Origin of the sequence: Brevibacillus centrosporus, from assembly GCF_003710815.1 — a bacterium.
Classification (GTDB): domain Bacteria; phylum Bacillota; class Bacilli; order Brevibacillales; family Brevibacillaceae; genus Brevibacillus; species Brevibacillus centrosporus.
On the sequence record NZ_RHHP01000037.1, the window covers coordinates 23838 to 37997 of the forward strand.

At 51.0% G+C, this 14160-nt stretch carries 13 protein-coding genes; all 13 read left to right on the top strand.

Translation table 11 applies throughout. The annotated features are described in order from the left end of the window. The first annotated feature begins 77 nt into the window (after nt 1-77). A complete protein-coding gene (locus EDM55_RS24275) occupies nt 78-413 on the top strand; it encodes a PadR family transcriptional regulator (RefSeq protein WP_092267291.1) in 336 nt (111 codons plus the stop codon). After that, the gene (locus tag EDM55_RS24280) at nt 410-1711 is read left to right on the top strand and encodes an FtsW/RodA/SpoVE family cell cycle protein (protein ID WP_170184326.1); all 1302 of its coding nucleotides are present in this window, start codon (nt 410-412) and stop codon (nt 1709-1711) included. The genes EDM55_RS24275 and EDM55_RS24280 overlap by 4 nt, the downstream gene beginning before the upstream one ends. A gap of 68 nt (nt 1712-1779) precedes the next feature. Then, nucleotides 1780-2232 (top strand): GNAT family N-acetyltransferase, encoded by a 453-nt coding sequence (locus EDM55_RS24285; protein WP_092267287.1) that lies wholly within the window; start codon nt 1780-1782, stop codon nt 2230-2232. A 298-nt stretch (nt 2233-2530) separates the two neighbouring features. Then, nucleotides 2531-4183, top strand: a complete 1653-nt coding sequence (locus EDM55_RS24290; protein ID WP_122961575.1) for an ABC transporter substrate-binding protein — start codon at nt 2531-2533, stop codon at nt 4181-4183. 37 nt (nt 4184-4220) lie between these two features. Next, on the top strand, nt 4221-5147 hold the full coding sequence (locus EDM55_RS24295; protein ID WP_122961576.1) for an ABC transporter permease: 927 nt from the start codon (nt 4221-4223) through the stop codon (nt 5145-5147). Nucleotides 5148-5162: 15 nt separating this feature from the next. Then, nucleotides 5163-6341 carry an amidohydrolase family protein gene (locus EDM55_RS24300; protein ID WP_122961577.1) on the top strand — a complete coding sequence of 393 codons (1179 nt, stop codon included), beginning with the start codon at nt 5163-5165 and terminating at the stop codon, nt 6339-6341. 34 nt (nt 6342-6375) lie between these two features. After that, on the top strand, nt 6376-7269 hold the full coding sequence (locus tag EDM55_RS24305) for an ABC transporter permease (protein ID WP_246070840.1): 894 nt from the start codon (nt 6376-6378) through the stop codon (nt 7267-7269). 54 nt (nt 7270-7323) lie between these two features. Further along, nucleotides 7324-9351, top strand: a complete 2028-nt coding sequence (locus EDM55_RS24310) for a dipeptide ABC transporter ATP-binding protein (RefSeq protein ID WP_122961579.1) — start codon at nt 7324-7326, stop codon at nt 9349-9351. A 122-nt stretch (nt 9352-9473) separates the two neighbouring features. Continuing rightward, a complete protein-coding gene (locus EDM55_RS24315) occupies nt 9474-10160 on the top strand; it encodes a helix-turn-helix transcriptional regulator (RefSeq protein WP_092267494.1) in 687 nt (228 codons plus the stop codon). A 364-nt stretch (nt 10161-10524) separates the two neighbouring features. Further along, nucleotides 10525-11712 carry a MalY/PatB family protein gene (locus EDM55_RS24320; protein ID WP_092267277.1) on the top strand — a complete coding sequence of 396 codons (1188 nt, stop codon included), beginning with the start codon at nt 10525-10527 and terminating at the stop codon, nt 11710-11712. 22 nt (nt 11713-11734) lie between these two features. Further along, the gene (locus EDM55_RS24325; RefSeq protein ID WP_122961580.1) at nt 11735-12391 is read left to right on the top strand and encodes a carboxymuconolactone decarboxylase family protein; all 657 of its coding nucleotides are present in this window, start codon (nt 11735-11737) and stop codon (nt 12389-12391) included. 19 nt (nt 12392-12410) lie between these two features. Then, on the top strand, nt 12411-13682 hold the full coding sequence (locus EDM55_RS24330; protein ID WP_122961581.1) for an MFS transporter: 1272 nt from the start codon (nt 12411-12413) through the stop codon (nt 13680-13682). 32 nt (nt 13683-13714) lie between these two features. Next, on the top strand, nt 13715-14098 hold the full coding sequence (locus EDM55_RS24335) for a Rid family detoxifying hydrolase (protein ID WP_092267272.1): 384 nt from the start codon (nt 13715-13717) through the stop codon (nt 14096-14098). Nucleotides 14099-14160: the final 62 nt, after the last annotated feature.

Genomic DNA, 14160 nt, shown 5'->3' on the forward strand with positions numbered 1-14160 from the left:
CTCCGGGATGTTCGTATGATTATACCTAGATATTCGATGTATCATAAATCTAGGTATATGGCGAAAGGAGAGGCTCCATGCGCATCAACAAAGAGTTAATGAAGGGGAGCACGGCCATTCTCGTGCTTACCATGCTGGAGAAAAAAGCAATGTACGGGTATGAGCTGATTAAAGAGCTTGAGCGAAATTCCAATGGCGTTTTTTCCTTAAAGGAAGGTACCCTTTACCCAATCCTGCACACGTTGGAGGCAGCAGGCATCGTCCAATCCTATTGGCAAGAAGCAGAGGGAGAAAGAAAGCGCAAATACTATCAGATTACCGAAGCAGGTATGGGACATTTGAAAGACAAGAAAGAGGAATGGGTATCGTTTCGCACGGCTGTAGATCGGTTGCTATGGGAGGGACAGTCATGAAGCGGCATCCCCAAATTGACGAGTACATACGCCAGGTTTGCTCGCAGATCAAAAGCAAAGAAGTGCATGAAGCCATTTCACAAGAGCTGGAGGGGCATTTTGCAGATCGGATCGCGGATTACCAGAGTGAAGGCATGAGTGAAAAGGACGCGGTGGATAGAGCTATTTTGCAAATGGGAGATTCACATCTGATTGGGAAGCAGCTTCATCAAACTCATAAACCGAGGATCGAGTGGAGTTTAGTAGGAATGGTAGCCGCTTTGGTCGGTATTGGGCTGCTTACCCTCTATTCTTTGCTAGACAGCCAATCCTTAGTGGATTCTCAGTTCCAGCGTCAAATTCTGTCCGTCGTTTTGGGAGCGGCTGTGCTAGCGGGGATCCTTTTTGCTGATTACCGCAAGCTCCTGCCCTACTGCAAGCAGTTGTACATGACCACACTTCTGGTGATGCTGATCTCACTGATGACGAGTGAACAAGTGAACGGTTCCTTGCAATATTTAGACTTAGGGCTCTTTCGCTTCGATTTTCTCAGCCTGAGTCCAATTTTGCTCGTTCTGTCCGTAGCCGGTCTGTTTAGCCAGTGGAGATGGGAGAGCTGGCGAGATTTTTCAAAAGCCTTGGTGGTGGTTCTAGTCCCTCTGCTCATCTACATGAGTGCTTCTAGAATGTTTATTGGTCTGCTGTATGTTATCGGGTTCGGTGTGCTGCTGTTTTCTTCGCAAATGAGGCGCATGTATAAGTGGTCATTCGTGGGCTTGATCATGGCACTGTTTTTGGCAGCAATCGGTTTGCTGTTTGCAAAGCCATACGCCATTAGTAGACTGCTCATTTTTCTCGATCCCTACAAGGATCCTCTCGGCGCAGGCTACCAAACGGTCCAATCGATGGAAGCGATTCGTTCTGCAGGCTGGTGGGGGCATGGGTTTGGCGCGCAGCTGGCAGAGCTGCCGGTGACGGAGTCTGACTTCGTATTCGCCTATTTGGTTTACAGCTTTGGCTGGATCGTAGGAGGAGCCGTGCTCTTGATCGGGATTCTGCTGCTGTATCGTATCCAAAGAGCGATGGGCCAAGTAAAGGACCGCTTTGGCAGCTTGCTGATCCGGGGCTTGATGGCTGTCTTTTTCGTGCCATTCTTCTGGAGCATTCTGATGGCGCTGGGCATCGTTCCAATCTTCTCTGTCAGCCTGCCGTTTATCAGCTATGGCGGCACACAATTTGTCCTTCAAATGGCGGTGTTTGGGATCATCCTGAGTGTGTATCGGAGAAAGGATATCACGGTACTTGCGGCTAGCCGATAGATTCTTGTCCAAAATCTTCCTTTCATAGGGTAAGATGAATAGAAAACGAGACGGCTTGGAGGGCTGGTATGGTTACCTTTAGAATCGCCACTGCAAACGATTTGGATCAAATTGTACAAATGCTGGCCGACGATGAGCTCGGAAAAACGAGGGAGCGCTACGAAACGCCTCTTCCGGAAAGCTATGTAAAGGCCTTTGAAGCGATCAGCTCCGACCAAAATAACGAGTTAGTGGTTGCTTGCCTCGGGGAAGAAATTGTGGGGGTGCAGCAGATTACGTTTACTCCTTATTTGACGCACCAGGGGAGCTGGAGAGCTACGATAGAAGGAGTGCGGACAGCATCGTCGGTAAGAGGCAGAGGAATCGGCAGCCAGCTCATTGGATGGGCCATCGATCGTGCAAAAGCGCGTGGATGCCACCTTGTTCAGCTGACAACAGATAAAAAGAGAGAGGATGCCCATCGCTTTTATGAACGCTTAGGCTTTCAGGCGACTCATGAAGGGATGAAGTTGAAGCTTTGATGGGCTAGGCTAGGCAGGATCAAATGCGCAGATTCGCATTTGGTCTTTTTTATTAGCCAGCAAGTTTTCTATGGGGTATAGGAAAAGACTAAATAAACAAAATATTAAGAATATATTGACTAGTATATAAACATAATTTATCATGATAATAAATCATTATCAAATCAGTGGAGAGAAACGAAAATTACATAGAAATAGCGGGGTGATCACCTGTAGCAAGTCTTAGCGACTGTCGTGCCGTGCGAAGAATTTCTTCTCATTCGTGTGAAAAGGTCTAGTCTAAGGGGGCATACAGAATATGCGATTGACCCGAACGAAACAGGTAGTCTGCTCGCTTTTGCTCGTGACTTCTCTCTTGGCCGGCTGTGGAAAGGAGAGCGCTGCGCCTGCCCCAGCATCAGGTACGCCCGGTACGGAGGCAAAGGCAAGCGGCGGAGAATTTATTTTCGGTCTTGCTAGTGAGCCCACTGTTTTAGACCCTGGTGTAGAGCCGAGCGCTGCCGGCTACCGGGTGTTCCGCCAGATATTTGACAGCCTCGTGGTAGAGACAGCCGATCACAGCTTTAAGCCGTGGCTGGCTACCTCGTGGGAGATCAGCCCTGACGCCAAGCAGTTTACGTTTCACCTGCGAAAAGATGTAAAATTCCACGATGGAACTCCCTTTAATGCGGAAGCTGTGAAATTCAATTTTGATCGCATCGTAGATCCAAAGACAAAATCACGCTTTGCCGTCTCCCTGATCGGCCCCTATGATTCCTCGGAAGTGATTGACGAGTACACCATCCGCGTAAATTTCAAACAGCCTCATGCGCCATTCATGGAAGCATTGAGCCAGGCATTTTTAGGAATGGCATCTCCGACTGCCGTGAAGAAGTTCGGTGACAAGTTTGGACAAAACCCAGTAGGAACAGGACCCTTTGTTTTTGAGAAATGGATCCAGAAGAGTGAGATCGCCTTAAATAAAAATCCTGATTACAACTGGGCTCCCGAAACCGCAGGCCACACAGGGGCAGCCTACCTGGACAAATTGATCTACCGCATCATCCCTGAGGATTCCACGAGAGTCGGCTCTGTACAAAGCGGTCAGATCGCCGCAGCGGAAACCATTCCTCCGCAAAACATTGTTGCTTTCAAGAACGACAGCAACATCCAGATGCTAGAAGCTCAATCGCCTGGCTCCCCCTACACGCTTATGCTCAATACAACCAAACAGCCGTGGGATGATGTCAAGGTACGTACAGCAGTCATGCTGGCGATCGACATGGACACCATCGTAAAAACCTTGTACATGGGCACCTACCAAAGGGCATGGGGGCCATTGACACCTTCCACTGCAGGCTATGATCCAAAGGTAGAAAACTCCTGGAAGCCTGATACGGCAAAAGCAAATCAGCTGCTCGACGAGGCTGGCTGGACCGAGCGGGATGCGAACGGCACCCGGATGAAAAACGGTCAGCCACTGGTGATGAACTATCTGATTGGAACGCCAAACCGGGAAAAACGCCATGATATCGGTACGATGATGCAGCAGCAGCTCAAGCAAATAGGAATCTCCGTAAAAATCGATCTCCAAGCGACCAACGCCGTCGTCAGTGCTATCATGAATGGGCAGTATGACATGACTGGGACAAGTCTCGTACAGGGAGACCCAGATGTCTTGCGCTCCATTTACCACTCTATCAACACACCTACTCCCCAAAAATTCGCCTTTAATCTCGGACACTTGGAAAACCAGGAAATCGACCAGCTATTAATGGACGGCTTAAAGAGTACGGATCTGAAGGTTCGCTCTGACATTTACGCCAAAGTACAGGAGTATCTGATCGAAAATGCATTGACCCTGCCAACTTATGTATTTCCTTATACCGTTGCGGCGCAAAAGGAATTCACAGGCATTCAGTTTGACTCGCGCGCGTACCCCTTGTTCTACGATGTCGCGAAAACACAATAGTAGAACCACGCAGGAGGAGAAGTAGGAGGCGGTTTCCATGATTGGTTTTCTAGTGCGGAGGATTCTCGCTGCCATCCCGGTCCTATTCGGTGTAGCTACACTGGTGTTTTTCATTCTCCGCCTCCTGCCTGGCGACCCGATCGCGCTCATGCTCGCGGGTGCTCCGGCAGACGAGGAGACGATGAACAACCTGCGCCAGCAATTCGGACTGGATCAGCCATTAATCATGCAATACTTCACGTTTTTGGGACATATCGCCACTGGGAACTTTGGGCAATCCTTTGTCAGAAGTGAGCCTGTGATGGGGATGATTGGAGAGCAGTTCGTCTCTACCCTGATGCTGACCTTGGCGAGCACATTAATTGCCGTCGTACTGGGAGCGGTACTGGGGGTCATCTCCGCCATTCATCGAAATGGCTGGGCAGACTTTGTCATTCGGATCATCAGTTTACTGGGGATTTCGATGCCTACTTTCTGGTCAGGGATCTTATTGATACTCATATTCTCCGTCCACCTGAACTGGTTTCCCGCGACCGGATCAGGCGGCTTCAGCAGGCTGGTGCTCCCTGCTTGTGCCCTCGGCTTGGTGGGCGCAGGCTTTATTGTCCGGATGGTCCGCAACAGTATGCTGGAGGTCATCAATGAACAGTTCATTATGACACTGCGCTCGAAGGGGCTGTCAGAGAGGATCGTCATGTACCAGCATGCTTTGCGAAATGCACTGATTCCTGCCGTCACGATGGTTGGCGTGCAAATCGGTGAGCTGCTCGCAGGAGCGGTGATTATCGAAACGGTTTTTGCCAGACAAGGGTTGGGGCGGTTGATCGTCGATGCCATCATGAACAAAGACTTTCCCACCGTGGAAGGAGCGGTACTGTTTACGGCAATCGTCTACGTCGTCGTCAATATTCTCGTCGATGTTTCCTACTCGGTGATTGATCCGAGAGTCCGAACATCCAATTAGGGAGATGAGCCATCCATGAAATATTTGTTGAAAGCAGAACGCGTTCTCAGCGGAAGAAAAGGGGAAGTCATCAAGAATGGTGCTGTATTGGTAGATGGGGAGTCAATCGTGTCCGTAGGGTCAGCAGATGTCGTAGGCGCACATATCGATCCCAATGTGAAGGTGATCGATTTCGGCGAACGGACACTGATGCCTGGAATGATTGACTGTCACGTCCATCTGGGATTCGACGGGAGTGCAGATCCCGTGACACGTATGAAAAAAAGTACCGACGAACAGCTTCTGGTGCTCATGCTGTACAATGCGAGGCTGCTCCTGCGCTCTGGAGTAACGACTGCCAGGGAAATGGGAGCGAGAAGCTTCCTGGACCTGGTCGTGAAAGAGGCGATCGAGGAAGGAACAGCTGTCGGTCCAAACCTGCTTGTAAGCAATCGTCCCATCACCAGCACCGGTGGGCACTGCTGGTTTATGGGCTGCGAATGCGACGATACCGTAGCGGTCAAGAGAGCCGTTCGCGATCATGTGAAAGCAGGCGCAGATTTCATCAAGATCATGCATACAGGCGGGTTCATGACGAAAGGTTCAGCGCCCTGGTACAACCAGTTTGATCGCAAAGAGCTGGAAACCGCTACGTATGAATCACATCGGCTGGACAAAAAAATTGCCGTCCATGCCCATGGAGCGGTAGGGATCAAGGATGCTGTCGATGTCGGCGTTGATACGATCGAGCACTGTTCGTGGGTCACTTCCAGTGGCTACGACTACTCGGAGGAAGCGGCAGAGAAAATCGTGGAAAAAGGAATTCACATCTGCTTGACGACTAATGTGGGGTGGGGAAGAATGAGCGGTCAATGGCTGGAGGAACGTTTGCAAAACATCAGTCGGATGAAGGCGTTGGGGATGAAATTTATCGCGGGGACAGATGCGGGAATCAATCTGGTTCCGCATGACAAGTACGTCGGAGGACTGGAAGCCCTTCAGATGGTGGGCCTCTCCAACGAGGAGATCATCGAAAGCGCAACGATCGTCGCAGCTGAAGCCTGTGGGATCGATCAAACGGTGGGAACGCTTGCGCCGGGAATGCGAGCAGACATCATCGCAGTCGACGGCAATCCCCTCAGCAATATTTCGGACCTATGGAATGTCGATTGGGTCATGCGAGCAGGAACCGTTCCTGATTTTGCCCAGCTGTAAGGCAGTCCTATTTCATGAGAAGGGAGGAAGGAACGTGTCTTCTCAAATCACCCCTGCGTCCGTAAAAGGCACCGTACAAAAGACAAAGGTCAGGCATGCCCCTAAACTCAGCTACGTCAAAAAGCTGCCTGTCATTTTTGCCAGCATGGTCGTGGCATTCACGGTTCTTTGTGCCATCTTTCCCAGTTTGATCGCTACTTCGACACCGACTGAAATGGACAGTACCGCTCTCCTGCAGGGACCTGGCATCCAGCATTTGTTCGGAACCGATCATTATGGCAGAGACGTCTTCAGTCTGGTTGTCTACGGCAGCCGCGAATCGCTCATTGTCGGGATCGCATCCGTTTTGGTTGGGGCCGTGATTGGGGGAGCCATCGGATTGATTGCGGGGTACGCAGGCGGAGTGACCGAAATGCTGCTCATGCGTTTCATTGACATTCTGATGACGCTCCCGGGTATATTGCTGGCATTGACGATTGCAGCTGTTCTGGGCCCCAGTACGATGAATGTTATCATAGCCGTCAGTATTTCATCTGTGCCGAGTTATGCCCGCATTATGCGCAGTCAGGTACTCAGCGTCAAAAGCCGTACATTTATCGATGCAGCACAGGCAGTAGGGACTTCTCACACCCACATTTTGTTCCGGCATATTCTTCCGAACTCCCTCTCTCCGCTGCTGGTTGTAGGGACAGTAGGAGTAGGAGTTTCCATTCTGGTCAGCTCCGGTCTGAGCTTTCTTGGTCTGGGCTCGCAAGGAGAAATTCCAGGCTGGGGGCAGCTTCTCTCCGATGGTCGGGACTATCTCACCGTAGCGTGGTGGATTGCGACTTTTCCGGGGCTAGCGATCACGCTCCTCGTTCTGTCGGTCAACTTGATTGGGGATGAGCTGCGGGACATCTTTGACCCTAAAATCAGCCATAAGAGATGAATGCATGTAAAAGCCGGTCGTTCGATCTGATCTTTTCGGAAAGGAAGAAGCCGCGTGGAAGAACTTTTAGATGTGAGGGACCTGACTGTTGACTTTATGACGAAAACCGGCTTGTTGACCGCGATAAACGAAGTATCCTTTCACATCAAAAAAGGAGAAATCGTCTGTCTGGTAGGCGAATCGGGGAGCGGTAAGACCATCACTTCGCTGTCGATTATGCGTCTGATCGAGCACGCAAACGGGCAAATCGCGGACGGCACGATACGGTTTGCCCAGCAGGATATCGCACAAATGCAGCAAGAGGAAATCCGCAAAATACGCGGGAAGAAGATTGCGATGATTTTTCAGGAGCCAATGACAGCCCTGGACCCGGTTTTCACGATTGGCTTTCAGATTATGGAGGTCATTCTCCGCCATGAGCCCGTGAGCAAGGAGGACGCCTGGAAGCGTGCCGTCTATTTGCTCCAGCGCGTCGGGATTCCTGAGCCAAAGATTCGGATGAACCAGTATCCGCACGAGCTGTCGGGCGGCATGCGCCAAAGAGCCATGATTGCCATCGCCTTGGCGTGCAATCCTGAGCTGCTGATTGCGGATGAACCGACGACGGCGCTGGATGTCACGATTCAATCGCAAATACTCGACCTGCTGCGGGAGCTAAAAGACGAGTTTCAAATGTCCATTTTGTTGATAACGCATGATTTGGGAGTAGCGGCGGAAATGGCAGACCGGATCATCGTGATGTACACAGGGAGGGTCGTGGAGCAAGCCACTGTCCATCAGCTGTTTGAGCAGCCCTATCATCCGTATACCCAGGGCTTGCTGCAATCGATTCCTTCTATTGATGTAGAAAGAGGAGGCAGATTGCACTCCATCAAGGGGACGATTCCCAGCCTGACGAATCTTCCCTCTGGCTGTCGCTTCCAGCCTCGCTGTCCGCATGCAACCCTGCATTGCGAGTCCCACGAGCCCATGCTGGCAGAGCTGGACGGGCGGCAGGTAGCCTGCTGGCATGCAAAGGAAATCGCGGAAAGAGACAAAGACGGGCTTCTCTTTCAGGCAAAGCCGGCAAGCGGAGAGAAACAACGAGCGGAGGCAGGTACTCAAGAGGATCCTAACAGAAAAGTGCTGATCGACGTCCAGGATTTGAAGAAGTACTTCCCGATTAAAAAAGGAATCCTGAACCGCGTAACCGGGCAAATCAAGGCGGTCGATGGCGTGACTTTTCAAATTTTCCAAGGAGAGACCTTTGGGCTTGTCGGGGAATCGGGCTGCGGCAAGACCACCCTCGGCCGTACCTTGCTTCGCCTGCAACAGGCGACAAGCGGGCGCGTTTTATTTGAAGACCGCGATCTATTTCAGATGAATGGGAAGGAGATGCGTGAGGCGCGCAGAGAGATGCAAATTATTTTTCAGGACCCGTATGGCTCGCTGAATCCACGCTGGACAATCGGCGATATTATCGAGGAACCGCTGCGCGCACATGGCTCTTTGCAAGGGCAAGACCTGAAATATCGCGTGCAGGAGCTGCTGGAGTGGGTTGGTCTGGACCCGGCCTGGTATAAGCGCTACCCTCATGAATTCTCAGGGGGACAGCGCCAAAGAATCGGTATCGCCCGAGCCATTGCCTTACAGCCCAAATTCATTGTGGGCGACGAAGCCGTGTCGGCGCTGGACGTCTCTGTTCAATCGCAGGTCATTAATTTGCTTTGCGACCTGCAGAGCAAGCTGGGCCTGACCTACCTGTTTATTGCCCACGGTCTCGATGTTGTCCGGCATATCTCCGACCGAATCGGAGTGATGTACTTAGGAAAGCTCGTGGAGGTAGCTCCGACCGACGAGCTGTTCACTCACCCCACGCATCCGTACACAAAAGCACTCCTCTCCGCGATTCCTGTGCCGAACCCGGAGAGGAGGCGGAGCTCGATCAAGCTGGAAGGGGAGATTCCCTCTCCTGCCAATCCTCCTTCGGGCTGCCGTTTTCGGACGCGTTGTCCTGCGGCGACAGAACGCTGCAAGTCCGAGATACCAGAGCTAAAAGAAGTGGGCAAGGGACATTGGGTTTCCTGTCACTTCGCCATGTAGAAGGCATACACCTAGCTGCCCTCGGTATGCAACTGGGGGCTTCCTTTCCTTTGCTTGAAAAGGCAGGATGATTGACCTCACATAGAAAACAAATTATTATTGAAATAAATTATTCTCACGAGGTGAAAGGTTTGGAATCAAAGCTCAGCAACTACGTGCCCCTGGTAGAATTTTTGGGAAGTGTGCTAGGGAGCCATTGCGAAGTAGTTCTTCATGATGTCAGCAATATTGAAAGCTCCATTGTAGCGATCAAAAACAGTCATGTAAGCAGCAGGAAAGTCGGAGGGTCTTTGACGGATTTGGCTTTGCAAATTCTGAAGGAAAAATCGTATCTGGAAAAAGACTTTCTGATCAACTACTCCGGTAAGACAAAGGATGGCAAGGTAGTCCGTTCTTCCACGTTTTTCATTAAGGACGAGTCGGGCAATGTAGCTGGTATGCTTTGCATCAATATGGATGTCAGCTCGCTGGTAGAGACGCGAAATCATCTGGAGGAACTGATTCAAGGGGTAAGTATCGCGGCTCCTGGCGGTTTAAATCTGGAAGGGAAGTGTCTGGATGCGGTTGTGAAACCGATTGAAGATCTGCACACCTCGATTGAAGATCTTACTACTTCGATCATCATGAAAACGCTTTCTGAGGTAGAGGTTCCACCAGACAGAATGTCGCCCGAAGAGAAGATGAGAGTCGTACAACGCTTGTCTGAAAAGGGTGTATTTTTAATCAAAGGCGCTGTTGCTGAGGTCGCCAAGCATCTGAAGACATCCGAAGCGACGGTGTACAGGTACAACAGTAAAATTGATCAGTAAAGCGACAGCCAGACAGGATCGCAGGGACCCTAACTAGATCAGAGAAACATCCATCCGCATGGAGTAAGGAGAGGAAGTTCACTGGCTGGAAAAGGGTCGTTTTCGTAAGTGTCTGAAAATTTAAAAAGGTTGATTGACTATTGTTTGATAATATTTTATCATGGAAATAAATTATTATTAAAGGAGGTGATCACGCATGCCCACTTGTATTCATGATGCAGCATCTTTAGCCGCGTTCTTTGCGAGTACTTTTGGAAGTGGGTCGGTTGCAGGATGGGTAGCTAGCGGTATGGTTCTTGTTTTGTTCGCGGGGCTGTTCGTAACCTTTCGTAGAAAAGCGGAGTAGAAAAGAGGAGGGCGCCGAATGCGCTACGATTTTGACAAAGTAATCAATCGATTGAATACCGCCTCGGTCAAATGGGACGAAGTAGATCGGATTTTTGGCGATAAAGATCTTCTGCCGCTTTGGGTGGCCGACATGGATTTTCAAGTTCCGGCTCCGGTCACAGATGCCCTGAGAGCGCGCGTAGAGCACGGGATTTTCGGCTACACGGAAAGGCCGGAGAGCTACTATGAGGCCGTGATCGGATGGATGGAGAGAAGACATCAATGGTCCGTGCAAAAGGAATGGATTTGTCACTGTCCGGGCGTAGTGCCCGCCTTGAGCTATCTGGTTCAAGTCTTTACCCAGCCGGGAGACAAGGTCATCATCCAGCCGCCTGTCTACCATCCGTTTACCAGCGTGGTCGCCGATAACGGACGGGAGGTCGTCCACAATCCTCTGAAATACGAAGAGGGACGCTATTTTATGGATTTCGAGGATCTGCGCCAGAAGATGGACCCGAGCGTCAAACTGCTCATCCTGTGCAACCCGCACAATCCTGGTGGTAGAGTGTGGACGAAGGAGGAGCTGACGGAGCTCGGGAATATTTGCCTCGAAAATAACGTCATGGTCATTTCTGACGAGATTCATGGCGACCTGATATTGAAAGGGCACAAGCACATCCCGTTTGCAGCTATTTCCGAGGAGTTTGCCCAAAACAGCATCATCTGCACAGCTCCGAGCAAAACCTTTAACATGGCAGGCATGCAAACCTCCAACATCATTATCCCGAATCAAGAGTATCGCGAAGCTTTCCAAAAAATGATGAGCACGCTGGTACTGAGAATGACCAATACGTTCGGGGTCGTCGCGACTGAGGCGGCGTACCGGCATGGCGACGAATGGCTGGATCAGCTGCTCGTGTATTTGCAGGGCAACCTCGACTTTTTAACGGAGTATATCGAGACCCATATCAAAGGAATCAAGGTGATTCAACCGGAAGGCACCTACCTCGTCTGGCTGGACTGCCGAGAGCTGGGCATGGACACAAAAGGCCTTCAGGAATTTATGGGGAAGCAGGCGAAGGTAGCCGTGAATCAGGGGCATGTCTTCGGTCCGGGTGGAGAGCAGTTTATCCGGTTGAATATGGCCTGCCCGCGTTCGTTGATCGAAGAAGGACTGGAGCGAATTGCGAAGGCGGTAAGCAGCTGCCGAAGTGTCGCCAATTAAAAAGAGGAGTGGAGGAATACTCATGAGCAACGATAGCTTGTACAAACGTTCGAACAGTCGCAGACTCGCAGAGTTAGGAAAATTGGCACCGACCACGTTTCAGGCATTCAACACCTTTAATCAACAGGCGATGGCGGAGGGAGTGCTGCCCGTCAAGCTGAAAGAGCTGATTGCTGTGGCAGTCGCACACGTAACCGGCTGCCCGTATTGCATTGATGCTCACGTCAAAAAAGGTAAGCGCCTGGAAGCGACGAAGGAAGAGATGGCAGAGGCGATTTTGGTCGCAACGGCGCTGAAGGCAGGCTCGGCGATGGCCCATGGAGCCAATGCCCTTGCATCCTACGACGAAACGGGCGAGGACGATCTTTACACACTGGCAAGCATGACGCACTACAATGAGTTCCGCAAAGAAAACGCAGAGCTGTTCCGGGCGTATGTACAGTTTTCCAGCCAAGCGATGAAGGCGGGGAAATTAGGTGAAAAAGAGAAAGAATGCATTGCAGTTGCTGTCGCACATGTCACAGGATGTGCGTACTGCATCGATGCGCATACCAAAAAGGCGAAAAAATTGGGAATGACAAAAGAAGAGCTGGCAGAGACCATTCTGGTTGCAACCGCGTTGAAAGCGGGGGCAGCGCTCGCACATAGCATCAATGCACTCGTGGCGTACGATGAATAGGCCCTAAAGGGGATGCGAGATGACAACTCCTAAAATGTTTGCTTCGCTGGGGATTCGCGATTTCCGTTTTTTGTGGCTGAGTACAGCGATGGCCAATTCCGGTCAATACGCGTTTACCGTCGCCGCCAGCTGGCTGATTTTTTCGCTCTCCCATTCGACTGCGCTCGTTGGAGCAGCTGTATTTGCCACCATGATCCCAGGAGTCCTGTTCGGGCCTGTCATTGGTGTGATGGTTGACCGCTTTGATCGGAAAAGGCTGCTGTCGATTGCTCTCTTGTGCAATGCCTGCAATACCGGGTGCTTGGCGATCCTGAGTGGACTAGGAGTCATCAACCCGTTTGTCGTCATTACCAGCGCGTTTTTCTTGGGTGTTTTCTTCAACCTGCAAATGACTTGCACCAACGCGATCATGCCGGATCTGATCCCGAAACAATCGCTGTTTAATGCCACTGCCCTGCAAGGAAGTGTGCAGCATGGAGCGGGTTTCCTGGGATCCGCATTAGCCAGTCCGCTGCTCGTGTGGGTAGGGCCGGCAGCTGTTTTTACCTTGTGCTTTTTGTTGTACACAGCGGCATGTGTGCAGTCCCAGGCGATTTCGTTTCGTCCAGCGATTCGCACCTACAGTGCCGCACCTCTGTCCGGTAATTTGTTTCACCCGATTCTGGAGGGCATCCGCTATATTCGCCAGACACCCATATTGAATCTTTTGATTGTCATGGTCGGGCTGCACTGTCTGCTGACGATGGCCTATACGTCGCTTTTGCCGCAGTTCATTCGCGATGACTTGGCAGCAGACGGTGGGATCTACGGTACGCTCATGATGCTGATCGGGCTTGGAGCGATTATTGGAAACTTGAGCACCGCTTCCATTTCGACACCACGGGGACAGGGAATCCTCTACTTGACGATGGCAGTGGCAAGCGGACTCTCGCTGTTTGCTCTCGGCTTCACCTATACGCCTGTGCTTGCGTTTATCGTCGGTCTCACAGTAGGAGCTTCCCAGGCCGTTTTCATGGCAATCAACCTGTCCTTTCTCTTGCAGAGGACGAGCGACGAATACCGCGGACGGGTGGCGAGTGTCAACTTCATCCTTGCTTCCGGCGCGATGGCATTCGGCAACTTCTTGTACGGATCCCTAAGCCAGATGATCCCACCCAAGATGAACATGCTGACAACAGGCGGCAGCTTTGTCATTCTCGTAGTCTTGATGCTGATTTTCTCCCCGACATTGCGATCCTTTTACCAGAAACCGGCACAGCCAAAGGAAAATCAAATGTCCAGTGTGATGTGAATAAAACGGTAGGAAGAAAAGGAGCCATTCTGATGAAAAGAATAGCAACCACGGAAGCACCAAAGGCAGTAGGTCCATACGTACAGGCAGTCGCGGCAAGGGGGGCGTTCTTGTACATATCCGGACAGCTTCCCATCGATCCCAAGACCAATGAAATGGTATCTCAGGACATTTACGAGCAGACCGAGCAATCTCTGAAAAACGTTGGTGCGATTTTAAAAGAAGCAGACCTTAGCTTTGAAAATCTCGTGAAAACGACGATCTACGTCACCGATATGGATTGCTTTGACGGGATCAACAAAATATATGCGTCCTTCTTTCAGGAGGGAGCAATCCCTGCCAGAGCTGTGGTGGAAGTGTCCAAACTGCCAAAAGGGGCAAAGGTAGAAATCGAAGCGGTTGCTAACTGGGCATAAGGAATACACAAATGGAGAGCAAGGAATGGAAATGGAGGCGAACCGTCCTCCATTTTTTATTT

Bases quoted from the DNA above. Each gene is read 5' to 3' on its own strand.
- EDM55_RS24275 (WP_092267291.1), top strand. From the start codon at position 78: ATGCGCATCAACAAAGAGTTAATGAAGGGGAGCACGGCCATTCTCGTG.
- EDM55_RS24280 (WP_170184326.1), top strand. From the start codon at position 410: ATGAAGCGGCATCCCCAAATTGACGAGTACATACGCCAGGTTTGCTCG.
- EDM55_RS24285 (WP_092267287.1), top strand. From the start codon at position 1,780: ATGGTTACCTTTAGAATCGCCACTGCAAACGATTTGGATCAAATTGTA.
- EDM55_RS24290 (WP_122961575.1), top strand. From the start codon at position 2,531: ATGCGATTGACCCGAACGAAACAGGTAGTCTGCTCGCTTTTGCTCGTG.
- EDM55_RS24295 (WP_122961576.1), top strand. From the start codon at position 4,221: ATGATTGGTTTTCTAGTGCGGAGGATTCTCGCTGCCATCCCGGTCCTA.
- EDM55_RS24300 (WP_122961577.1), top strand. From the start codon at position 5,163: ATGAAATATTTGTTGAAAGCAGAACGCGTTCTCAGCGGAAGAAAAGGG.
- EDM55_RS24320 (WP_092267277.1), top strand. From the start codon at position 10,525: ATGCGCTACGATTTTGACAAAGTAATCAATCGATTGAATACCGCCTCG.
- EDM55_RS24325 (WP_122961580.1), top strand. From the start codon at position 11,735: ATGAGCAACGATAGCTTGTACAAACGTTCGAACAGTCGCAGACTCGCA.
- EDM55_RS24330 (WP_122961581.1), top strand. From the start codon at position 12,411: ATGACAACTCCTAAAATGTTTGCTTCGCTGGGGATTCGCGATTTCCGT.
- EDM55_RS24335 (WP_092267272.1), top strand. From the start codon at position 13,715: ATGAAAAGAATAGCAACCACGGAAGCACCAAAGGCAGTAGGTCCATAC.